This window comes from Bradyrhizobium sp. CCBAU 53338 (genome assembly GCF_015291665.1).
Classification (GTDB): Bacteria; Pseudomonadota; Alphaproteobacteria; order Rhizobiales; family Xanthobacteraceae; genus Bradyrhizobium.
The window spans coordinates 265,579-286,726 of sequence record NZ_CP030048.1 but is presented as its reverse complement, the minus strand read 5'-3'; the positions used below and the strand labels follow the sequence as shown (position 1 = coordinate 286,726).

Here is a 21,148-nt window from a genome sequence, read left to right as displayed (position 1 = left end):
GGATTCGGCCCGTCCTCTTACGCCAAACGGGTCCGCAAAGCACGCTCCAAGGCGTCAAATAGGGCATTTTCGTCCGGGCGCGTGGCCACCAGAACCTGCGACGCACCGGCATCGCGCAGCACGCTGGCGACAGTCTCGGACAGGCAGCATTGTGGAATCGCCAGCGCGGAGATTTCGACGCCTTCGTCCCGCGCCGCATCCAGGAAGGCGCGCGCGCTGCGCCGGGAGTAATGCAGCACCGCCTCGATGCCATGCGCGGCAAAGCCTTCGCAGACCTCGCGCGGGAGAATCTTGACCGGGGCCATCCGATAGGTCGTCTGCGTGACCACGCTGAACCCGTCCGCGCCCAGCTCGCCGCCGAGATCCCGCGACAGATCGGCGCCCGCCAGATAAAGCAGCGTACTCTTTTTCTTCAGCACCTTGTCGCGCGCGCTCTGCACCACCTTGTCGCGCAAGGACGCGGCATCGCCACCGGCGACGATCACATGCGTAAAGCCGAATTCGCGCGCCACGGACGCCGTGTGCTCGCCGACCGCGAACAGCGGCAGCTCGACGAGCCCGAGGTCGCGCAATTGCGGCGCGACGGCACGGATCGCATTGGCCGATGTGGCGATGACGGCGCTGTAACCCGCCTCGCTCCCGTCATGGAAAGCGACCGGCTCGCACTTGAGCACCGGCGCGAGCAGCACCACATGCCCCCGCGCGCGCAAATTTTCCGCCGTCGCCTCATTGTCGGGATGCGGCCGTGTGACAAGTATGGACATCGCTTGTGTTCCCGAACCGCGTGGCGGCGACGCATTCGCGAGGGAGGACGGCGCGTGACGATTGCATAAGCCAACCCCGGAATGCTACCGCGTTACCAGAACTCTGCTTTCCGGATGAGCGCAAGGGCGCAAATTGGATAACAATTCGCCAATGCTGGTACTGGGCATCGAGACCACGTGCGACGAGACCGCGGCGGCCGTGATCGAGCGCGCGCCCAACGGGAGCGGCAGGATCTTGTCCAATATCGTGCGGTCGCAGGTCGAGGAGCACGCCCGCTTCGGCGGCGTCGTTCCGGAGATCGCCGCACGCGCCCATGTCGACCTGCTCGACGGCATCATCGATCGCGCCATGAGCGAGGCCGGCATCGGTTTCGCCCAGCTCGACGGTGTCGCGGCCGCCGCGGGGCCGGGACTGATCGGCGGCGTCATCGTCGGGCTCACCACCGCGAAGGCGATCGCGATGGTGCATGACACGCCGCTGGTCGCGGTCAACCATCTCGAGGCGCATGCGCTGACGCCGCGCCTGACCGATGGTATCGAATTTCCTTACTGCCTGTTCCTCGCCTCCGGCGGCCACACCCAGATCGTCGCGGTCACCGGCGTCGGCCGATATTTACGGCTCGGCACCACCGTCGACGACGCGATCGGCGAGGCCTTCGACAAGGTCGCGAAGATGCTGGGCCTGCCCTATCCGGGCGGCCCGCAGGTCGAGCGCGCCGCGACGAATGGCGATGCGACGCGCTTTGCGTTTCCACGGCCGATGCAGGGTCGCCCCGACGCCAATTTCTCGCTGTCAGGCCTGAAGACGGCCGTCCGCACCGAAGCCAGCCGACTCGCCGAGATCACGCCGCAAGACGTCAACGATCTCTGCGCGAGCTTTCAGGCCGCGGTGCTGGACTCCACGGCCGACCGGCTGCGCGTTGGCCTGCGGCTTTTCCGCGAGCAGTTCGGCGCGCCACGCGCGCTGGTCGCGGCCGGCGGCGTCGCCGCCAATCAGGCGATCCGCGGCGCCCTGTTTGACGTGGCCAAGCAAGCACAGACGCAACTGATCATGCCGCCTCCTGCGCTCTGCACGGACAATGGCGCGATGATTGCCTGGGCCGGCGCCGAACGCCTCGCCCTCGGCATCACCGATACCTTGGAGGCGCAGCCCCGCGCGCGCTGGCTGCTCGACGCCAACGCCACTGCGCCGGCCGGTTACGGCAAGACGCGGGCGGGATACTAGCAATGACTGCGTTTCGCTCCGTCGCTGTGATCGGGGCCGGTGCCTGGGGCACGGCGCTGGCGATGGTGGCCGCGCGCGCAGGACGAAGCGTGACGCTGTGGGCGCGCAACGCCGAACACGCCGCGCGCATCCAATCGACCCGCGACAACCCGCGGCTGCCGGGCGTTCGGCTTGCGCCTGAGATTGCGGTGACGAGCAATCTGGCCCTCGCTGCGCGCGCCGACATGCTGCTGATCGCAGCGCCGGCGCAGCATCTGCGCGGCGCGGTGAACCTGCTGGTCTCGCACGTCACAAACTCTGTTCCGATCATCGCCTGCGCCAAGGGCATCGAGCACGGCACCCACAAATTCATGACCGACGTGATCGCGGAAGCCGCGCCGCATGCGATTCCTGCGATCCTGTCGGGCCCGAGCTTTGCCGACGACGTCGCCCGCGGCCTGCCGACGGCGGTGACGCTTGCGGCGAGGGACGAGCCACTGGCGAGCCAGATGGTCCAGGCGCTGGGCTCCGCGACCTTCCGGCCCTATCACACCACTGACGTTCGCGGCGTCGAGATCGGCGGCGCCGCCAAAAACGTGCTCGCGATTGCAGTCGGCATCTCTGTCGGACGCAAACTCGGCGCCTCCGCCCAGGCCGCGCTCACGACGCGCGGCTTTGCCGAGCTGACGCGGCTGGGTCGCGCGCTCGGCGCGCGCGGTGAGACGCTCACGGGCTTGTCCGGTCTCGGCGATTTGATCCTGACCTGTTCGAGCCCGCAGTCGCGCAATTTCGCACTCGGGCTGGCACTCGGGCGCGGCGAGCAGCCGCCGGCCGGCAAGCTGGCCGAAGGCGAATCCACCGCACCGGTGCTGATCGAGCTCGCCGCTTCGCAAAACGTCGAGATGCCTGTATCAGGAGCGGTCGCTTCGATCCTGAGCGGCAGGAGCACGATCGACGCCGCGATCTCGGGGTTGTTGACCCGCCCCTTCAAGGCAGAGGAATGAGCATGGCGTACTGGCTGGTGAAGTCCGAACCATCGGTGTGGTCCTGGGACCAGCAGGTCGCCAAGGGCGCCAAGGGCGAAGCCTGGACCGGCGTGCGCAATTACACCGCACGCATCAATCTCGTGAACATGAAGAAGGGCGACAAGGCGTTCTTCTATCATTCCAACGAGGGCAAGGAGATCGTCGGCATCGCCGAGATCATCAAGGAGGCCTATCCCGACCCGACCGACAAGACCGAAAAGTTCGTCTGCGTCGACATCAAGGCCGACAAGCCCTTGAAGACGCCGGTGACGATGGCCGCGATCAAGGCGGAGAAGAAGCTCGCCGACATGGCGCTGGTGAAATATTCGCGCCTGTCGGTGCAGCCGGTGACGACCGAGGAGTGGAAGCTCGTTTGCAAGATGGGCGGGGTTTAAGAGCTACGACGTCCGTGCTTGCGTCTCCGGCAGCGTCAGCACTTCGCACGGCGAGGCAATGCCGCGCAGCTTGTGCAGCCCGAGCGCGACCAAAGGCATCTCCGTTTCGGCGGCAAGCGCGGCCGAGACCAGCACGGTCCTGCCGAGCGGCTTGCACAGGCCTTCGAGCCGGCTGGCGAGATTGACGGCGGGACCGATCGCCGTGAAGTCGAGCCGATTGGCCGCGCCGATATTGCCCCAGAGCATCTCGCCGAGGTGAAGTGCGGCACCGAACGCCAGTGGCGGCAATCCCAGAGCGCTACGTTCCGCGTTGAGATACGCCATTCCGGCCTCGGCTGCGCCTGCAGCACGCAGCGCGGCCTCGCAGGCGCGACGCGGTGATGCCTCGACCACCGGAAAGATCGCGAGCACCCCATCGCCGATGAATTTCAGCACCTCGCCGCCAAAGGCGTGAACGGCGCCGGCGATGCGATCGAACCAGGCATCCAGGGCTGCGATGACATCCGCCGGCTGACTGTTTTCGGACAAAGTGGTGAAGCCGCGCAGATCCGCATAGAGCAGCGCAGCCTGGATGGTCTCGCCGAGATCGCGCCGCAGAGGTGCCGCCAACACCCGCTCGGCGCTGCGCTTGCCGAGATAGGCCTCCAGCGTCGCCCGCAAGGTCGCGCGTGCAGCGAGCACAGCGAGCGGTGTCGCGGCAAAGCGCGCGGCCTGCCGCAATTGCCCGATTTCGTCTGATGTAAACGGACGCGGCCCGATCCAGCCGAGCAGTGGGCCATCGCGCCCGACAACGTCCTCATGCACGTCGCCGCCCGCGACGCCGCGCAGCCAGCGACGGCCGGCATCGTCAGGCAAATCGGGCGCCAGCCCGCCCGGCGCAAATCCCAGCGCCTCGATCACCCGGCCGTTGTCTGCGCGCCACAGCCATGTCCGCTTCGCGATCAGCGGGTGCGGCACCTCCAGGGTCAGGGCGCCCGCCGCAAGCGGCACGCCATCGGCGCGCAAATGCGCGCCGAGTTCCGCGAGCAGGCGATCGGCGCCGGAACTGTCCGAAGCGGCATCGACAAGCCAGGCGAGGGTCGGTGAGAGTTGCATGATCCGATGATGGCGAAGGAGGGCCGCCTTTGTCACGGGCAATCCTTGACGGGCCGCGTTGGCGCCGCCATGTGCCAGCAACACGCCAGGGATGATCGCCTATGACCGAGCCGTTCGTATTGCGACGCGAGACCCAGATCGCCGCCCCGCGCGCCACAGTCTTCGCCTATTTGACCGATCCCGAGAAAATCCTGAGCTGGATGGGCTCGGATGCGACCACCGAGCCGCATCCCGGCGGGCTCTATCTGCTGAGGGGAATCGGCCCGCGTGCCAGCGTCGCCCGCGGCGCTTTCCGCGAAGTCGTCCCGGTGCATCGACTGGCCTACACATTCGGCTGGGAGGGCGGTCAGGAAGTGCCGCCCGGCTCGAGCCTGATCGAAATCGACCTGATCGAACGCGACGGCGGCACGCTGATGCGCATGACTCATAGCGGGTTGCCGACCGAGGAACAGGTGGCCGCGCACGCGAAAGGCTGGGCGCATTATCTGGGGCGACTCACGAGTGCCGCCGCCGGCCGCGATCCCGGTCCCGACAAAGGTGTTTCGGACAATATGTAGCGATGCGGCGGATCAAACCGCCGCGGTCGCGACCACCTGCGCCAAAAGCTGCTCGCGCCTGGCCTGCGAACGCTGGCCCTTCATCGTCGCCGCAAAACGTTCGAGAATGCCGTCTTCGAACGCCGTGACGATGGTGTCGTGGACGTAGCTCTTGCGGCAGATTGCCGGCGTGTTCGAGAGCTTGTCGGCGGCGGCGCGGATCGCGTCCAGCACCTGCTTCTTGCGGCCGCGCTGGCTGGTCGCCGGCGTGATCCGCGAGAGAGATTCCACGACGACGGCGGACGCCATCAGCGTGCGGAAATCCTTCAGTGAGATCTTGATTCCGGCGATCTCGCGCAGGAACGCGTTCACCTGCGTGGTGCTGACGGCGCGCACGATGCCGTAGGCATCGCGATATTGGAACATGCGCTTGCCGGGGACGCCCTGCAAAATGCCGATGGCACGGACCAGCTTGGCCGCGTCGCACTCCTTGCGCACGGCCTTGCCGCCCTTCGCCTTGAAGGTCAGCACGAAGCTATCCCCTTCAAGCGTGACGTTGGACTTCAGCAGCGTTGTGGCGCCGCGGGTCCCGTTGAGACGGGCATAGGATTCGTTGCCGGGACGGATCGCGGTGCGCGCGATCAGCTCGATCACGGCCGAGAGCGCGAACTCGCGCGTCGGCGCGTCGCCCGACAGGAACGCCGAGACCTTGCGCCGGATTTTGGGCAGCGCGCCGACGAGCTTTTCCAGGCGGTGCGCCTTGCGATGCTCGCGGACCTTCTCCCAGTCGGCGTGATAGCGATACTGCAGCCGGCCTGCGGCATCGCGACCCACCGCCTGGAGATGCGAACTCGGGTCGGCCGAGTAGCGCACTTCGCGATAGGCCGGCGGCACCGCCATGGCGTGCAGCCGGCGGATAGTGCGGGCGTCACGGATATGGGCGCCGTTGGGGCGGACGAAGGAATAGCCCTTGCCGCGGCGGATGCGCCGGATGGTCAGCTCGTTCTGGTCGCCGAGCCGCAGGCCCAGCTCCTTGGCGAGGGTCTCGACCGTCGCCGCGGGCGCCGTGTCGAAGACTTTTTTCGGGCTGCGACGGGTGGAACCGGCCGGTTTCGGCCATTGTCCGAGGGCTTTGGCCAGCGCAATGGCAGCAGGATCGGCCGAGGCAGGCCGCATCGTCCCGAGATTCTGCTGATCCATCATAGTCTTAAGCCTTAGCCCTGTCTGGTACCGTTCAATGCCGCTGTTCTGATTTTTGTTCCAAGCTTCGCCTGGAAGGCCTCTTGGGACTCGGGTTAGCCACTTAGGGTGTTCCGAACCGCATTGCGAGTCCCGAATCAGTGAAAAGCGGTTTCCAAATACCTCCTGCGACGCATGGGCGCCCTGCACAGCCTTATTCCCGGGATTTGGGTAAAGGGCCGGAAGCCGCCGATCTGGCTGTTTCAGATTTGCGACAGCCGGTCGTTGCAGCTTGATCCTCCGCATGGCGGCCCGCTCTCCGAAGGTCCAGCTTGTTGTCCTTGTCGGGTCCGGTTAGCCCGACGCATAATCGTTCAACGATGAAGTCGGCTCGCCAGTCCGCTGTGCTCGGCTTGCCGTATGTGGAGGGAAGCATGTCCGAGAAGATCTACGACGTCCCCGCGGAATGGGCCAAGCGAGCCTGGGTCGACCAGGCCAAGTACAAGGACATGTATGCGCGCTCGATCGCGGACCCGAATGCCTTCTGGGCCGAGCATGCCAAGCGCATCGACTGGATGCACGCGCCGACGAAGATCGAGAACGTCTCCTTCGCCCCCGGCAACATCTCGATCAAATGGTTCGAGGACGGAATTCTCAACGTCGCCCATAACTGCATCGACCGCCATCTCGCCAAGCGCGGCAACCAGACCGCGATCATCTGGGAAGGCGACGATCCCTCTCAGTCGAAGCACATCACCTACAAGGAGCTGCATGACGAGGTCTGCCGGATGGCCAACATCCTGCGCACCCGCAACGTCAAGAAGGGCGACCGCGTCACGATTTATCTGCCGATGATTCCGGAAGCGGCCTACGCGATGCTGGCCTGCGCGCGGATCGGTGCGGTCCACTCGGTGGTGTTCGCGGGCTTCTCGCCTGATTCACTCGCCCAGCGCATCAACGACTGTCAGTCAAAGGTCATCATCACGGCGGACGAAGGCTTGCGCGGCGGCAGGAAGGTGCCATTGAAGGCCAATGTCGACGCGGCGCTCGCCAAGGCCGACGGCGTCGACTGGGTCGTCGTGGTCAAGCGCACCGGCGGCAAGATCGACATGAACCCGACGCGCGACCTCTGGTATCACGAGGCGGCTGCAATGGTGACGACCGAATGCCCGGTCGAGCACATGCATGCCGAGGATCCGCTGTTCATCCTCTATACGTCGGGCTCGACCGGCCAGCCCAAGGGCGTGCTGCATACCTCGGGCGGCTATCTCGTGTTCGCCTCGATGACGCACCAATACGTGTTCGACTATCATGACGGCGACATCTACTGGTGCACCGCCGACGTCGGCTGGGTCACCGGCCATAGCTACATTCTGTACGGGCCGCTGGCGAATGGCGCGACCACGCTGATGTTCGAAGGCGTGCCGAATTATCCGGACAATTCGCGCTTCTGGAACGTCATCGACAAGCACAAGGTCAACATCTTCTACACCGCACCGACCGCGATCCGCGCGCTGATGCAGTCGGGCGACGAGCCCGTGAAGAAGACCTCGCGCGCCTCGCTCCGCCTGCTCGGCTCGGTCGGCGAGCCCATCAATCCCGAGGCATGGGAGTGGTATCACCGCGTCGTCGGCGACGACCGCTGCCCGATCGTCGACACCTGGTGGCAGACCGAGACCGGCGGCATCCTGATCACGCCGCTACCGGGCGCGACCAAGCTCAAGCCGGGCTCGGCGACGCAACCGTTCTTCGGCGTGGCGCCTGAGATCGTCGACGCCGACGGCAATGTTCTGGAGGGTGAGACGTCAGGCAATCTCTGTTTGACCCGCTCATGGCCGGGCCAGATGCGCACGGTCTATGGCGATCACGCCCGCTTCGAGCAGACCTATTTCTCGACCTACAAGGGCAAGTATTTCACCGGTGACGGCTGCCGCCGCGACACCGACGGTTATTACTGGATCACCGGCCGCGTCGACGACGTCATCAACGTCTCCGGTCACCGCATGGGCACCGCGGAAGTCGAGAGCGCGCTGGTCGCACACGAGAAAGTCTCGGAAGCGGCCGTGGTCGGATTCCCGCACGACATCAAGGGCCAGGGCATCTACGCCTATGTCACCTTGATGGCCGGCATCGAGCCGAGCGAGGATCTGCGGAAGGAACTCGTCACCTGGGTGCGCAAGGAGATCGGTCCGATCGCCTCGCCCGACCAGATCCAGTTCGCACCGGGCCTGCCCAAGACCCGCTCGGGCAAGATCATGCGCCGCATCCTGCGCAAGATCGCCGAGGACGAGCCGGGCAGCTTGGGGGACACCTCGACGCTGGCCGATCCCGCCGTGGTCGATGACCTCGTGAAGAACCGGCAGAACAAGAAGTCGGCGTAAGCTCTCTCGTGCCCCGGACGCGGCGCAGCGCACACTTCGCGGTGCGCCGCAGAGCCGGGGCCCCATATAACGGCAGAAACGTGTGGCCTCTTGGATCCCGGCTCTGCGCAGCAGCGCTGAGGCGCTGCAGCGCATCGGGACATGAGGCCGCCCTTCGCGCCGACACCTCCCAAAACGACTGCCGTTCACACCCTCACGCATTTGTCAGGGCGGGAGCCGGCACGGCGGCATGTTTCACGCCGGGTGTTGTTTTCAGGTCATTTACTTTGTTTCGAACATTTCCTTTCTTCCCCCTGCTGGCTCGCCCTCGGCGACCTCGCGTGGAAACCCTCCGGTCAACAAGCGCGGTTAAGGATGTCTGGGCGAAGCGGCAATTGCCGGTTTTGCGTGATTTTGGACGATCCGTTCGGGGTTGAGGGAAAATTGATGTCGATGAAGATTGCACTGGCGCTCGCTGCCACCATCGGGGCGGGAGTCTTGATCTCGACAGCGGCGGAGGCGCGGCCGGAAATGGTGGGCGCGCACCTGGAAAATTATTCGCCTGGTACCATCGTGGTCAAAACCAACGAGCGTCGGCTTTATCTCATCCTCGATAGCGGCCACGCAGTGCGCTATCCGGTGGGCGTCGGCAAGTCCGGCAAGCAGTGGGCCGGCACCACCCGCATCGACGGCAAGTATCGCAACCCGGCCTGGTCGCCGCCCGCCGAGGTGAAGCGCGACAAGCCGCAGCTTCCCGACGTGATCCCGGGCGGTTCGCCGCGTAACCCGATGGGCGTTGCGGCGATGACGCTGGCCGGTGGCGAATATGCGATTCACGGCACCAACGTGCCGGGCTCGGTCGGCGGCTTCGTCTCCTATGGCTGCATCCGCATGCTCAACGACGACATCACCGATCTCTACAGCCGCGTCTCGGTCGGCACGACGGTAGTCGTGACGCGCTGATCGAAATCTCAGACAGGAACAACGAAAGCCGCGTCGCCAGACGCGGCTTTTTTGTTACCAGAAGCGCCAGCCGCGCGCGCACCAGCTGCCACGATGGCCGCCATTGTAGCTGCGCGCGTAGCCGCCGGCGAGCATCGCGGCCGAGACGTTTGCCGTGCGCTTGGTCGCGACATCGGCAAGAACGCGCCCGTATTTTTCCGAGCCGAGATTGTAGATGGTGACGCCACCCTGACCGAGCAGATTGCGCAGCGCCTTGGTGGCCGCATCCGCCTTGTCTAGTTCGTCCTGACAGGACGCCTTCATCTCGGCCGCATCGATGCCGCGCAGTCGAACCCGCGCGACGAGATCGCGTCCGTCGTGCTGATGCACGCGCGCGAGAAACGTGTCGCCATCGATGGTGCGGACGACGTCGACTTGCAGGCGATCGTCGGGATTGCCTGAATGCTGCAGGATGATCTCGCTGGCGCGGTCGTCAGCCGCATACGGAACGGGCCAGTGGGTGCCATGCCGGAAGCTGAGCACGATCACCGTGACGATGCCGACCACGAACATCCACGGCAACAGTCCGGAGAAGCGACGGCCGAATGGGGAGCCGCCGTAAGACGACCGATAGGAGCGATCTGGGTCGAAGCGCGGCATCCGCGCACGCTAGGGCTGAGTCGGCCGAACCGACAAGTGACCTCGAAAAAGCCGAGCCTCAGAAATCGGAGGCGATGCCTTTGCGCTCCCAATCGCCGTAGCGCGTGGGCTCAGGCCCCTTCGGCCCCTGCAATTCTTTCGGTGCAGCCTCGGCATGTGCCGCCGCAGCCCGCCGACGCTCCTCCGCCTCAGCCAACGCGCGCTGCGCGGCAGGCGGCAAGGGCTTGCGACTGGAAGCGGGAGGTTGGTCGTTCATCGTCCGGGTTCCTAGCGCAGGATCGCGACAGGCGCGAGATCCAATATCGCATTGCTGAAATGGCAGCTAAGGGCTGAAATCGCCAGAGGCCATTCTTACATTTGGCATATTCGCGTGCCAGACACTGTGCTCTCTAGGCATGCGCCCCTCTCGGCGGAACTGCCGCTCGCTCAGAACCTTGCTTCCGCATGCCATCTCAACGTTTTGCCCCTCCGTCCGAAGTGCCCGGTCTCGCGGCACGGCGGATCGCTGCCGACATCGTCGATGGCGTCCTGCACAAGCACCGCACGCTCGACGACCAGCTCGATGGCTCCGGTGCCCATCCCGGACTGAAGACGCTCGCCGACCGCGACCGCGCCCTGATGCGGCGCCTGGTCGCAACCATCCTGCGCCGCCTCGGCACCCTCGGCCATGTGCTGTCGCGCCTGCTCGACAAGGGCATCCCGTCCGACGCGCCGCGCGCGCAGAGCGCGCTGCTGATCGGCGCCGCCCAGATCCTCTGGATGGACGTGCCCGATCACGCCGCGGTCGATCTCTCGGTGCGCCTTGTGCAATCCGACCGGCGCGCCGCGCGCTATGCCGGCCTCGTCAACGCCGTGCTGCGCCGCTGCGCGCGCGAGGGCCAGGCGCTGGTCGAGGAGGTCGCGACCCAATCGCTGGACCTGCCGCCCTGGCTGCTGGCGCGCTGGAGCGCACATTACGGCGAGGCGACCGCACGGGAGATGGCGCTCGCGCTCGGTCACGAACCATCGCTCGACCTGACCGTGAAGTCCGACGCCGCGCAATGGGCGAGCCGGCTGCATGGCGAAGTGCTGCCGACCGGATCGGTGCGTACGCTGCTGCATGGCTCGGTGACGATGCTGCCCGGCTTCGCCGAGGGACAATGGTGGGTGCAGGATGCCGCCGCCGCACTGCCGGTCCGGCTGTTCGGCGACATCAAGGGCAAATCCATCGCCGACCTCTGCGCCGCGCCCGGAGGCAAGACGGCACAACTTGCACAAGCCGGCGCGCGTGTCACGGCGCTCGACCGCTCGCCTGCCCGGGTGGCACGCCTGCGCGAAAACCTGAGTCGGCTGTCGCTCGAGGCCGAGACTGTCGTCGCTGACGCCGTGGAATGGGCAGGGCCGGCAGAGGGCTTCGATGGCGTCCTGATCGACGCGCCCTGCACCTCGACCGGGACAATCCGCCGGCACCCCGACGTCGCATGGCTGCGGCAGGAGTCCGACGTCGCCGCGATGACCGTTCTGCAGCAACGGCTTCTGCGCAAATCCGTATCGCTGCTCAAACCGGGCGGGACGCTGGTCTACTGCACCTGTTCGCTGGAACCCGAAGAAGGCGAGCAGGCCGTCGCCACTCTGCTGGCCGCGGAGCCTGCGCTTCGCCGCGTACCGATCGATGCCAGCGAAGTCTCCGGGCTCAGCGAGATCATCACCCCTGAGGGCGATCTCCGGACCCTGCCGAGCCACCTGCCGCACGCCGACCCGAAGCTCGGCGGGCTCGACGGATTTTACGCGGCCCGGCTCGTTAAATCCTGATTTTGCACCGGATTTTGCTACCGACACCCTGATTCGGAGCCTTTCAAGGTGGTGTCAGCCGACCGATTTTGGGATTAATAAGGATTCGTCGGAATCCTCTCCCCCTTCAAGGCAAGGCGTGTCGGTCGCTCAACGCAGACGTATCTCGACGCTGGTCATGAACCGCTTCGCGCGGAACATGCTCGCGCGCGCGAGCGGCGGTTCCGTCGCGTTGTCGCGGGTCTGGCCCGGCCGCACCGATCGGCTGATCATCGCGCCGCATGATCTGCGCACCGCGGATGCGACACGCGCTGCCGAGATCTATGCCGGGCGCTTCGTCTTCGCCGGCAAGATCGTCAATTGCCACGGCCGCTCGATCTTCGATCTCGATCCGCCCTCGGAAGATTGGGAGGTCGCGCTGCTCGGCTTCGGCTGGCTGCGTCACTTGCGCGCCGCCGACACCGCGTTGACGCGGGCGAATGCGCGGGCGCTGGTCGAGGACTGGATCAGCAATCCCGCCAACAAGCGCCGGCCGGTGGCGCGCCGCGCCGATGTGCTGGCCCGGCGCGTGATCTCATTGCTGTCGCAGGCACCGCTGGTTCTCAACGACACCGACAACAAGTTCTATCGCCGCTACTTGCGCGCGCTCGCGCGCGAGATCCGCTTCCTGCGCTACACCATGGTCAACATCCCCGACGGGGTGCCGAAGCTACAGGTGCAGATCGCGCTGTGCTACACGACGCTCTGCCTCGCCAACCAGGCGCGTCACATCCGCGGCGCGTCGAAAAAGCTCTCCGACGAATTGCAGCGGCAGATCCTTCCCGACGGCGGACACATCTCGCGCAACCCCGGTGCGCTGATCGAACTGCTGATCGACCTGTTGCCGCTGCGGCAGACCTTTGCCGCGCGCAACATTGCGCCGCCGCCGGCGCTGCTCAACGCGATCGATCGCATGATGCCGATGCTGCGTTTCTTCCGGCATGGCGACGGCAATTTTGCGCTGTTCAACGGCATGAGCGCGACGCCGTCGGACCTGCTTGCGACACTGCTCGCTTATGACGATGCCCACGGCGCACCGATGGCGAACATGCCGCACACCGGCTTCCAGCGCCTCGATGCCGGCCCGACCACCGTGATCATCGACACCGGCCCGCCGCCGCCGCCGGGCGTGAGCCACGATGCACATGCCGGTTGCCTGTCGTTCGAACTGTCATCCGGCACCAGCCGTATCGTCACCAATTGCGGCATGCCGACCACGGGCCGCGACAATTGGCGGCCGTTCGCGCGCGGCACCGTGGCGCATTCGACGCTGAGCTATCACGACACGTCGTCCTGCCAGTTCGTCGAGATGTCGGCGATGAAGCGGCTGCTGCACGGCGCGCCGATCATCAGCGGCCCCCATGAAGTCGAGAGCTATCGCGAAATCGTGCAGGACGGCACGCTGCTGACGACCTCGCATGACGGCTATCTCGCCAAATTCGGCGTGATCCATCGCCGCGTGCTGATGGTGGCCAATGACGGCGCGCGAATCGACGGTGAGGACACGCTGTCGCCGCCGCAAGGCGCGCGCCTCAAGGGACCTGATGCCGATTTCGCGTTGCGCTTCCATCTGCATCCCGCGGTGAAGGCGAGCCGGCTGTCGGATGCCCGCGGCGTCATGCTGGTGCTGCCGAACCGCGACGTCTGGACCTTCGAAGCGCTCGACGACAAGGTCGATCTCGAGGACAGCGTGTTCCTGGCCGGCAATGACGGGCCCCGCCGCACCGCCCAGATCGTGATCCGCCAGGATGCCCGCCAGGCGCCCTCGATCCGCTGGAGTTTTGTGCGTTCGACCGCCTCGCCTGCGGTGACCAACGCCCGCCGCAATGCTCGCCGGGAGCCGGAACTTCCGCTGTAGACGCGCTCGATTCGGCTCATCTCGTCGTTGTGAAAACGGCCAAAAGCTGCTATCGAGCGCTCGTTCGCGCGACTGGCGACCTTGGATGGAGCACCATCGGGAAGCGCGACACATATCCGCCGCGCGCCTGGGCATAGACACTCCGTTAGCAGAGGATCTTGCTCATGACTGACCATCCCCGCCGCGTCACCCGCGCCCTTCTTTCCGTCTCCGACAAATCAGGCCTGATCGAGTTCGCCAAGGCGCTTGCCGCGCATGATGTCGAACTGGTCTCGACCGGCGGCACCGCGAAGGCGATTGCCGCGGCGGGCCTCAAGGTGAAGGACGTTTCCGAGCTCACCGGCTTCCCCGAGATGATGGACGGCCGCGTCAAGACGCTGCATCCGAAGGTGCATGGCGGCCTGCTCGCGATCCGCGACAACAAGGAGCACGCCGAGGCAATGAAGGCGCATGGCATCGCGCCGATCGACCTGCTCGTCGTCAATCTCTATCCGTTCGAGGCGACCGTCGACAAAGGCGCGGGCTTCGAGGATTGCATCGAGAACATCGACATCGGCGGCCCCGCGATGATCCGCGCCGCCGCGAAAAACCATGACTACGTCGCTGTCGTTGTGGAAGCCGACGACTACAAGGCCGTGCTCGACGAGCTCGCCGCGAACAACGGTGCCACGACGCTGAAGCTGCGCCGTCGGCTTGCCGCGAAGGCCTATGCGCGCACCGCGGCTTACGACGCTGCGATCTCGAACTGGTTCAACCGCCAGCTCGAGATCGACGCGCCCGATTTCCGCGCCTTCGGCGGCAAGCTGATCCAGTCGCTGCGCTACGGCGAGAATCCGCACCAGACCGCGGCGTTCTACGCGACGCCGGACAAGCGCCCGGGCGTCTCGACCGCGCGGCAGCTGCAGGGCAAGGAGCTCTCCTACAACAACATCAACGATACCGACGCGGCCTATGAATGCATCGGCGAATTCGACACCAAGCGCACCGCAGCCTGCGTCATCGTCAAGCACGCCAACCCGTGCGGCGTTGCGGAAGGAGCCAACTTGGTCGAGGCCTATCGCAAGGCACTGGCTTGCGACTCCACCTCGGCCTTCGGCGGCATCATCGCAATGAACCGCGCGCTCGACGCCGACACTGCACGCGAGATCGCCAAGATCTTCACCGAGGTGATCATCGCGCCCGACGCCAGCGAGGAAGCCATTTCCATCATCGGCGCACGCAAGAACCTTCGCCTGCTGCTTGCCGGCAGCCTGCCTGATCCGCGTTCGCCCGGTCTCACCGCCAAGACGGTCGCCGGCGGCCTTCTGGTGCAGAGCCGCGACAACGCCGTGGTCGACGACATGACGTTCAAGGTTGTGACAAAACGTGCGCCCACCGATGCGGAGATGCGCGACCTGAAGTTCGCGTTCCGGGTAGCAAAACACGTCAAGTCCAACACCATCATCTACGCCAAGGGTCTCGCCACCGTCGGCATCGGCGCGGGCCAGATGAGCCGCGTCGACTCAGCCCGCATCGCCGCGCGCAAGGCGCAGGATGCAGCCAACGAGCTGAAACTCGCGGGACCTCTGACCAAGGGCTCTGTCGTGGCGTCGGACGCGTTCTTCCCGTTCGCCGACGGCATGCTTGCCTGCATCGAAGCCGGCGCCACCGCCGTGGTGCAGCCCGGCGGCTCGATGCGCGACGACGAGGTGATCAAGGCCGCCGACGAACACGGCATCGCCATGGTGTTCACGGGAACGCGGCACTTCCGGCACTGATTCTGCCGTCATTCCGGGGCGCGCGCAGCGCGAGCCCGGAGTCACGCGCGACAACCTCCAAATTCCGGGTTCATCGCTCCGCGATGCCCCGGAATGACGGTGGAGATGCTACTCCTTCACCCGCATCAACAGCGCGAACCCGGTGACGAAAAACACGACCAGCACGGCCATGCCGGCCTTCTGGCTCGCGGTGACCGCGGTGATCACACCGATCAGCAGCGGGCCGATGAAGGACGTGACCTTTCCGGTCAGCGCGAACAAGCCAAAATACTGAGCGATGCGATCCTTCGGTGCGAGCCGGATCAGCAGCGTGCGCGAAGCCGCCTGGAGCGGGCCACCGGCCGCGCCGATCAAACACCCCAGCACGATATAGGCACGCTCGGCGGCGGCGCCGAACAGCGGTCCGCCCGGTACCGGCGGCGCGACCTTGACGAACAGCACGCTGTCCTTGTCGACGAGCAGGATCGCCGCAACCGCGAGCAGCAGGATCAGCATGCTGCCGGCAATCACGCGCTTCGGGCCGAGGAAGTCATCGAGCTTGCCGCCAAGCCAGGCGCCAAAGGTTCCGGCGATGGCGAGGATGATCCCGAACGTGCCGATCTGGATCGTGTGCCAGCCGAAGGTACCGGCGGCATAGATGCCGCCGAATGCGAACAGCGACACGAGGCCATCGGTATAGATCATGTTCGCGAGCAGAAACGCGGCGAGCGATTTCTGCTGCGGCAGATCCTTCAGCGATCGCGTGAGATCAGCGAGGCCTTCGTACAGCGCCTCGCCCATCGGGCGCTTCGCCGGATAATCCGGCGTAAACAGGAACATCGGCGTCACGAAGACGATGAACCACAGCCCCGTCAGCGGCCCTGCAGCGCGATCGCCTTGATGCGTGGCGGGATCGAGCCCGAACAGCGGGGTGAAGCCGAGCAGCGTGCGGCCGGTCTCGGGATTGGCGGCGAGGAAGCCGAGCACGATGACCAGACTGACGATGCCGCCGATATAGCCCGTCGCCCAGCCGGTGCCAGAAAGCCGGCCGATGCGCTCCGGCGGCACCAGGGTCGGCATCATCGCATTGTTGAAGACGGTGGCGAATTCCGCGCCGACGCTGGCGAGCGCGACCGCCATGAGCAACGGCGGAATGATGGCGTGATCGCCGGGCTTGCCGATCCACAATGTGCAGGAGGCCAGCACCAGAACCGCGCCGAACGCCGCGATCCAGGGCTTGCGGCGACCGGAAGCATCAGCGATGGCGCCGAGCACGGGCGACAGCAAAGCGATCGCCATGCCAGCTGCTGCCATCGCAAAACCCCAGAGCGATTGGCCGGTGGCAGGATCCGGCGCGATGCTGGTGGCGAAATAGGGCGCGAACACGAAAGTCGTGATCAGGGTGAAATAGGGCTGCGCGGCCCAATCGAAGAAGATCCAGCTGATGACGGCGGCGCGCGGCGGATAGGTCCGCGGGGCGCCGGTCACGCGCGCATCCGAGGCAATCGTCGTCATTGCGCAGTCCTCATCACAAACTGTTTTGTCCCTCTTAGCGCAAACCGTATAGCATTGCAGTGACGCGTGTGAATTGGCCAGAAGGCTCGGCGGAATTTTGATGATGGCGTCATTTTCGACACGGCGGACTTTCCTAGCGCTCGTCGGTGCTCTGGCGTTCGGTCTTGCATCGGCGACCGCGCAGGATGCGCGGCGGGCCTATCTCCCTCCTGCGCTCGACACGGTTCACGCTATCCCAGCCGAGCATGGCATGGTGGTGGCGCAGGAGAAGATATCTGCGCGGGTCGGGGCCGACGTCTTGCGGCGTGGCGGCAATGCCGTCGACGCCGCCGTTGCGACCGGCTTCGCCATGGCGGTGACTTATCCGCGCGCGGGCAATATCGGCGGCGGCGGCTTCATGGTGATCCATTCGGCCGAGCACAACGAGGACATCGCGATCGATTATCGCGAGACCGCGCCGGCGGCGACCACGGCGCAAATTTTCCTTGGACCCGATGGCAAGCCTGATCCCGCCAAATCGCGGGATTCCGGGCTGGGCATCGGCGTGCCCGGAACGGTCGCTGGCCTTTCGCTGGCACTCGAGAAGTACGGCTCGGGCAAGTTCACGCTGGCGCAATTGCTCGAACCTGCGATCGCACTTGCTCGCGACGGGTTCATCGTCACCGATGACATCGCCGATACGCTGCCGGGTTGGTACCCGCGGCTCGCGCGCTGGCCATCCTCGACGAAAGTTTTCGCAAAGCCGGATGGCAAGCCGTTTGGCGAAGGCGACAGGCTGGTGCAGAGCGACCTCGCCGACACGCTGGCGAGCGTCGCCGCGCAGGGACCGCGCGGCTTCTACGAGGGCCCGGTGGCCGAGAAGATCGCCAAGTCCGTGTCCGATGCCGGCGGCATCATGACGCCGGCGGATTTGAAGGCCTATCAAGCCGTGATCCGCGCGCCGGTGCGCGGCACCTATCGCGGCTACGACATCGTCTCGATGCCGCTGCCATCCTCCGGCGGGGTGGTGCTGGTGGAAACGCTCAATATCCTCGAAGGCTTTCAGCTCGCCGATTTGAAGCAGGGCTCGCCGGCGTCGCTGCATCTGCTGATCGAAGCCATGAAGCGCGCTTACGCGGATCGCGCGCGCTATCTCGGCGATCCCGCCTTCGTCAGTGCACCGATCGATCGGCTCACGGCGAAAGACTATGCGGCCAAACTGCGCGCGAGCATCTCCACCGATCGGGCGACGCCGTCAAAGGAGATCGTATCCGCCCCGCCCGCGCCGCGGGAAGGCAGCAACACCACGCATTTCTCCGTCGTCGACAGCAGCGGGAATGCCGTCAGCAATACCTACACGCTCAACTTCAGCTACGGTGTCGGCCTCGTCGCCGACGGCACCGGCGTGCTGCTCAACAACGAGCTCGACGATTTCACTGCGGCCGTCGGCGCCTCCAATGCCTATGGTCTCGTCGGATACGAAGCCAATCTGCCGGGGCCCGGCAAGCGGCCACTTTCCTCGATGTCGCCGACCATCGTGCTGAAGGACGGCAAGCCGGTGCTGGTGACGGGCTCGCCCGGCGGCAGCCGCATCATCTCGACCGTGCTTCAGGTGATCGTCAACGTGCTCGACTACAAGATGGACGTGGCCGCCGCCGTAGCCGCGCCGCGGCTGCATCATCAATGGTTGCCGGACGAGGTGCGGGTCGAGCGCGGCTTCCCCGACGATGTGCTGTCCTCGCTGAAGGCGATGGACCATCTCATCGTCGAGCCGATGGGACAAACCTCCGCCAATTCGATTGCCGTAACAGCGAACGGGCCGCTCGGCGCACCCGATCCACGGACGCGCGGCGCGGAAGCCGCAGGACAGTAACCCGCTCGATGCATGGCAGGGGCGCGCGCCGGCTTGCACCGGCCTCCGCGCGTGCTACCACCGCCCGACCAAAAGATTTTGCCGGGGAAACGCACATGACCACAGCCGATCCGCTCCAGCGCATCGAGCGCGCCGAGATCGAGGACACCAGCCTTCTCGCCTTCTACCGCGACATGAATGCGGCCGAGCGCCGAACCTTCTGGGCCTGCGCGGCGGGCTGGGCGCTCGACGGCATGGACTTCATGATCTACCCGCTGGTGATCGGCACCATCATCGCGCTGTGGAAGGTCGACGCGGCCTCGGCAGGCCTTGCCGGCACGGTGACGCTGCTCGCGTCCGCCATCGGCGGCTGGCTCGGCGGCTACCTCTCCGACCACATCGGCCGGGTCAGGACGCTCCAGATCACCATCATCTGGTTCTCGTTCTTCTCGCTGGTCTGCGCCGTCGTGCAGAATTTCGAACAGCTTCTGATCGCGCGCGCCGTGCTCGGTCTCGGCTTCGGCGGCGAGTGGGCCGCAGGTGCCGTGCTGATGGGCGAGGCGATCCGGCCGCAATATCGTGGACGCGCAGTTGGCTCGGTGCAGTCGGGCTGGGCGGTCGGCTGGGGCCTTGCGGTGCTGTCGCAGGCGATCCTGTTCTCGTCGATGTCGGCGGAAACGGCGTGGCGCTGGATGTTCGTGATCGGCGCGCTGCCGGCGCTGCTGGTGTTCTACATCCGCCGCTCCGTCACCGAGCCGGAGATCGCCGCCGAAGCGCGCGCCAAGCACGCCGCGAGCGGAGATCGTCCGGCGCTCTGGGAGATTTTTTCGGGCCGGATCCTGAAAACCACGATCCTTGCGTCACTGGCGGCGACGGGTTGCCAGGGTGGCTACTATGCCATCACCTTCTGGGTGCCGCAGTTCCTGACCAAGGAGCGGCATCTGTCGATCGTCGGCTCGACCGGCTATCTCTCGACGCTGATCGTCGGCTCCTTCATCGGCTATCTTACCGGCGCCTGGCTTGCCGACCGGATCGGGCGGCGCAACCTGTTCCTGATCTTCTCGATCGGCGCGATGGCCGTGGTGTTGCTCTACACGCAGCTGCCGCTCAACAACGAGATCCTGTGGGTGCTGGGCTTCCCGCTCGGCTTCTTCGCCTCGGGCTATTTCTCCGGGGTCGGCGCGTTCCTGACCGAGCTCTATCCGACGCGGCTGCGCGGCTCGGGCCAGGGCTTTTGCTATAATTTCGGCCGCGGCATCGGTGCGCTGTTTCCGTTCCTCGTCGGGGCGCTGTCGGCGTCGACCTCGCTGGCCAATGCGATCGCGATCTTCGCAGTCGCCGCCTACGCCCTGTTCTTCATCGCTGCCTTCGCGCTGCCCGAGACGCGCGGACGCATACTGCACGCAGACTGAAGCATGATATTGGGGCGGTGAGGAAACTTACCGCCCCACCTGGTACGGCCCGCCTTTTTCCAGCGCGCGCGCATAGGCCGGCCGCGCATGGATGCGATCGAGGAACGCCATCGCCTTGGGATGGCCCTGCTCGAGCCCGCCGCGCGCTTGCGCTGCTTCCAGCGGGAAGCTCATCTGGATATCGGCCGCGGTGAACTCGTTGCCGGCGAACCACTCGCTCTTGCCGAGCTCGCCATCCCAATAATCCATGTGCTGCTTGAGCTGCGGATTGACCAGCGCAGTGAGCGCCTGGTTCGAGACCTTGCGCACCAGCGGACGAAGCAGCGCCGGGGCGCGCTTCGGCATCAGCGTGAACAGCAGCTTTAGCAGCAGCGGCGACATCGCAGAACCTTCCGCGTAGTGCAGCCAATAAGTGAAGCGCAGCCGCTCCGGCGTATCGGGCGGCGGGATCAGCCGGCCGTTGCCGTAGGTCGCGATCACATATTCGATGATCGCACCCGACTCGGCGATGGTGTTGCCGTTGTCGGTGATGACGGGCGATTTGCCGAGCGGATGAATCGCACGCAGCTCCTTTGGTGCGCGCATGTCGGGCTGGCGCTGATAGCGCACGATCTCGTAGGGCACGCCCAGTTCCTCGAGCAGCCACAGCACCCGCTGCGAACGCGAGTTGTTGAGGTGGTGGACGGTCAGCATCGCGAGATCCCCAGGAGTAGGCATGGTCGGTCGGTCGCGTACCTGCCAGCCCGGCAGCGCAATGTCGAGCCACCCTGATGAATATTTTCATCCGGGTATATTGACCGCGGCTATTTACCCGGGTATTAAAGGCG

The 21,148-nt window shown here is 65.7% G+C and carries 18 protein-coding genes and 1 riboswitch; of the genes, 11 read left to right on the top strand and 7 right to left on the bottom strand.

The window, feature by feature from the left end:
* Positions 1-17: 17 nt before the first annotated feature.
* Positions 18-764 (bottom strand): uroporphyrinogen-III synthase, encoded by a 747-nt coding sequence (locus tag XH90_RS01370; RefSeq protein WP_194478850.1) that lies wholly within the window; start codon positions 762-764, stop codon positions 18-20.
* Between the two features lie 151 nt (positions 765-915).
* Between XH90_RS01370 and tsaD the strand changes: the two genes are divergently transcribed.
* Genes tsaD through XH90_RS01355 form a run of 3 tightly spaced genes read left to right on the top strand, consistent with a single transcriptional unit; the run spans position 916 to position 3,388 of the window.
* Entirely contained in the window at positions 916-1,989 is a 1,074-nt protein-coding gene (gene tsaD / locus XH90_RS01365) for a tRNA (adenosine(37)-N6)-threonylcarbamoyltransferase complex transferase subunit TsaD (protein WP_194478849.1), read from the top strand.
* Positions 1,990-1,991: 2 nt separating this feature from the next.
* Entirely contained in the window at positions 1,992-2,972 is a 981-nt protein-coding gene (locus tag XH90_RS01360; protein WP_194478848.1) for an NAD(P)H-dependent glycerol-3-phosphate dehydrogenase, read from the top strand.
* 2 nt (positions 2,973-2,974) lie between these two features.
* Positions 2,975-3,388, top strand: coding sequence for an EVE domain-containing protein (locus XH90_RS01355; RefSeq protein WP_194478847.1), 414 nt, complete (start codon positions 2,975-2,977; stop codon positions 3,386-3,388).
* Between the two features lie 3 nt (positions 3,389-3,391).
* On the opposite strand, the gene XH90_RS01350 is transcribed toward XH90_RS01355, so the two are convergent.
* On the bottom strand, positions 3,392-4,483 hold the full coding sequence (locus XH90_RS01350) for an adenylate/guanylate cyclase domain-containing protein (protein ID WP_194482552.1): 1,092 nt from the start codon (positions 4,481-4,483) through the stop codon (positions 3,392-3,394).
* Positions 4,484-4,584: 101 nt separating this feature from the next.
* Here XH90_RS01350 and XH90_RS01345 point away from each other — a divergent pair, with 101 nt between their 5' ends.
* Positions 4,585-5,040, top strand: a complete 456-nt coding sequence (locus XH90_RS01345; RefSeq protein ID WP_194478846.1) for an SRPBCC domain-containing protein — start codon at positions 4,585-4,587, stop codon at positions 5,038-5,040.
* Between the two features lie 12 nt (positions 5,041-5,052).
* Here the strand turns inward: XH90_RS01345 and XH90_RS01340 are convergent, their stop codons facing one another.
* The gene (locus tag XH90_RS01340) at positions 5,053-6,222 is read right to left on the bottom strand and encodes a DNA topoisomerase IB (protein WP_194478845.1); all 1,170 of its coding nucleotides are present in this window, start codon (positions 6,220-6,222) and stop codon (positions 5,053-5,055) included.
* 410 nt (positions 6,223-6,632) lie between these two features.
* On the opposite strand from XH90_RS01340, the gene acs reads away from it, so the two are divergent.
* Together acs and XH90_RS01330 are read left to right on the top strand one after the other, a co-directional pair.
* A complete protein-coding gene (gene acs / locus XH90_RS01335) occupies positions 6,633-8,579 on the top strand; it encodes an acetate--CoA ligase (RefSeq protein WP_194478844.1) in 1,947 nt (648 codons plus the stop codon).
* 426 nt (positions 8,580-9,005) lie between these two features.
* On the top strand, positions 9,006-9,521 hold the full coding sequence (locus XH90_RS01330; RefSeq protein WP_194478843.1) for a L,D-transpeptidase: 516 nt from the start codon (positions 9,006-9,008) through the stop codon (positions 9,519-9,521).
* A 54-nt stretch (positions 9,522-9,575) separates the two neighbouring features.
* On the opposite strand, the gene XH90_RS01325 is transcribed toward XH90_RS01330, so the two are convergent.
* Both XH90_RS01325 and XH90_RS01320 read right to left on the bottom strand, forming a co-directional pair.
* Entirely contained in the window at positions 9,576-10,160 is a 585-nt protein-coding gene (locus XH90_RS01325; protein ID WP_194478842.1) for a thermonuclease family protein, read from the bottom strand.
* 58 nt (positions 10,161-10,218) lie between these two features.
* Positions 10,219-10,416, bottom strand: a complete 198-nt coding sequence (locus tag XH90_RS01320) for a DUF1674 domain-containing protein (protein ID WP_194478841.1) — start codon at positions 10,414-10,416, stop codon at positions 10,219-10,221.
* Between the two features lie 188 nt (positions 10,417-10,604).
* On the opposite strand from XH90_RS01320, the gene XH90_RS01315 reads away from it, so the two are divergent.
* From XH90_RS01315 to purH, 3 genes are all read left to right on the top strand, one after another.
* Complete coding sequence (locus tag XH90_RS01315) at positions 10,605-11,951, top strand: RsmB/NOP family class I SAM-dependent RNA methyltransferase (RefSeq protein WP_194478840.1); 1,347 nt, start codon at positions 10,605-10,607, stop codon at positions 11,949-11,951.
* Positions 11,952-12,108: 157 nt separating this feature from the next.
* Positions 12,109-13,827: a heparinase II/III family protein gene (locus XH90_RS01310; RefSeq protein ID WP_194478839.1), complete on the top strand. Its 1,719-nt coding sequence runs from the start codon at positions 12,109-12,111 to the stop codon at positions 13,825-13,827.
* 58 nt (positions 13,828-13,885) lie between these two features.
* Positions 13,886-13,967, top strand: a riboswitch (ZMP/ZTP riboswitch).
* A 24-nt stretch (positions 13,968-13,991) separates the two neighbouring features.
* Positions 13,992-15,584, top strand: a complete 1,593-nt coding sequence (gene purH, locus XH90_RS01305) for a bifunctional phosphoribosylaminoimidazolecarboxamide formyltransferase/IMP cyclohydrolase (RefSeq protein ID WP_194478838.1) — start codon at positions 13,992-13,994, stop codon at positions 15,582-15,584.
* 108 nt (positions 15,585-15,692) lie between these two features.
* On the opposite strand, the gene XH90_RS01300 is transcribed toward purH, so the two are convergent.
* Positions 15,693-17,078, bottom strand: a complete 1,386-nt coding sequence (locus XH90_RS01300; RefSeq protein WP_194478837.1) for an MFS transporter — start codon at positions 17,076-17,078, stop codon at positions 15,693-15,695.
* A 100-nt stretch (positions 17,079-17,178) separates the two neighbouring features.
* On the opposite strand from XH90_RS01300, the gene ggt reads away from it, so the two are divergent.
* Both ggt and XH90_RS01290 read left to right on the top strand, forming a co-directional pair.
* A complete protein-coding gene (gene ggt / locus XH90_RS01295) occupies positions 17,179-18,930 on the top strand; it encodes a gamma-glutamyltransferase (protein ID WP_194478836.1) in 1,752 nt (583 codons plus the stop codon).
* Between the two features lie 95 nt (positions 18,931-19,025).
* A complete protein-coding gene (locus XH90_RS01290; RefSeq protein WP_194478835.1) occupies positions 19,026-20,321 on the top strand; it encodes an MFS transporter in 1,296 nt (431 codons plus the stop codon).
* A gap of 27 nt (positions 20,322-20,348) precedes the next feature.
* On the opposite strand, the gene XH90_RS01285 is transcribed toward XH90_RS01290, so the two are convergent.
* A complete protein-coding gene (locus XH90_RS01285; protein ID WP_194478834.1) occupies positions 20,349-21,014 on the bottom strand; it encodes a glutathione S-transferase family protein in 666 nt (221 codons plus the stop codon).
* Positions 21,015-21,148: the final 134 nt, after the last annotated feature.

Excerpts from the sequence above, each read along its gene's own strand:
- XH90_RS01320 (WP_194478841.1), bottom strand. The coding sequence starts at position 10,416 with ATGAACGACCAACCTCCCGCTTCCAGTCGCAAGCCCTTGCCGCCTGCC.
- ggt (WP_194478836.1), top strand. The coding sequence starts at position 17,179 with ATGATGGCGTCATTTTCGACACGGCGGACTTTCCTAGCGCTCGTCGGT.
- acs (WP_194478844.1), top strand. The coding sequence starts at position 6,633 with ATGTCCGAGAAGATCTACGACGTCCCCGCGGAATGGGCCAAGCGAGCC.
- XH90_RS01350 (WP_194482552.1), bottom strand. The coding sequence starts at position 4,483 with ATGCAACTCTCACCGACCCTCGCCTGGCTTGTCGATGCCGCTTCGGAC.
- tsaD (WP_194478849.1), top strand. The coding sequence starts at position 916 with ATGCTGGTACTGGGCATCGAGACCACGTGCGACGAGACCGCGGCGGCC.
- XH90_RS01370 (WP_194478850.1), bottom strand. The coding sequence starts at position 764 with ATGTCCATACTTGTCACACGGCCGCATCCCGACAATGAGGCGACGGCG.
- XH90_RS01310 (WP_194478839.1), top strand. The coding sequence starts at position 12,109 with ATGAACCGCTTCGCGCGGAACATGCTCGCGCGCGCGAGCGGCGGTTCC.
- XH90_RS01355 (WP_194478847.1), top strand. The coding sequence starts at position 2,975 with ATGGCGTACTGGCTGGTGAAGTCCGAACCATCGGTGTGGTCCTGGGAC.
- XH90_RS01330 (WP_194478843.1), top strand. The coding sequence starts at position 9,006 with ATGTCGATGAAGATTGCACTGGCGCTCGCTGCCACCATCGGGGCGGGA.
- XH90_RS01340 (WP_194478845.1), bottom strand. The coding sequence starts at position 6,222 with ATGATGGATCAGCAGAATCTCGGGACGATGCGGCCTGCCTCGGCCGAT.
- XH90_RS01300 (WP_194478837.1), bottom strand. The coding sequence starts at position 17,078 with ATGACGACGATTGCCTCGGATGCGCGCGTGACCGGCGCCCCGCGGACC.
- XH90_RS01315 (WP_194478840.1), top strand. The coding sequence starts at position 10,605 with ATGCCATCTCAACGTTTTGCCCCTCCGTCCGAAGTGCCCGGTCTCGCG.
- XH90_RS01360 (WP_194478848.1), top strand. The coding sequence starts at position 1,992 with ATGACTGCGTTTCGCTCCGTCGCTGTGATCGGGGCCGGTGCCTGGGGC.
- purH (WP_194478838.1), top strand. The coding sequence starts at position 13,992 with ATGACTGACCATCCCCGCCGCGTCACCCGCGCCCTTCTTTCCGTCTCC.
- XH90_RS01290 (WP_194478835.1), top strand. The coding sequence starts at position 19,026 with ATGACCACAGCCGATCCGCTCCAGCGCATCGAGCGCGCCGAGATCGAG.
- XH90_RS01325 (WP_194478842.1), bottom strand. The coding sequence starts at position 10,160 with ATGCCGCGCTTCGACCCAGATCGCTCCTATCGGTCGTCTTACGGCGGC.
- XH90_RS01285 (WP_194478834.1), bottom strand. The coding sequence starts at position 21,014 with ATGCTGACCGTCCACCACCTCAACAACTCGCGTTCGCAGCGGGTGCTG.
- XH90_RS01345 (WP_194478846.1), top strand. The coding sequence starts at position 4,585 with ATGACCGAGCCGTTCGTATTGCGACGCGAGACCCAGATCGCCGCCCCG.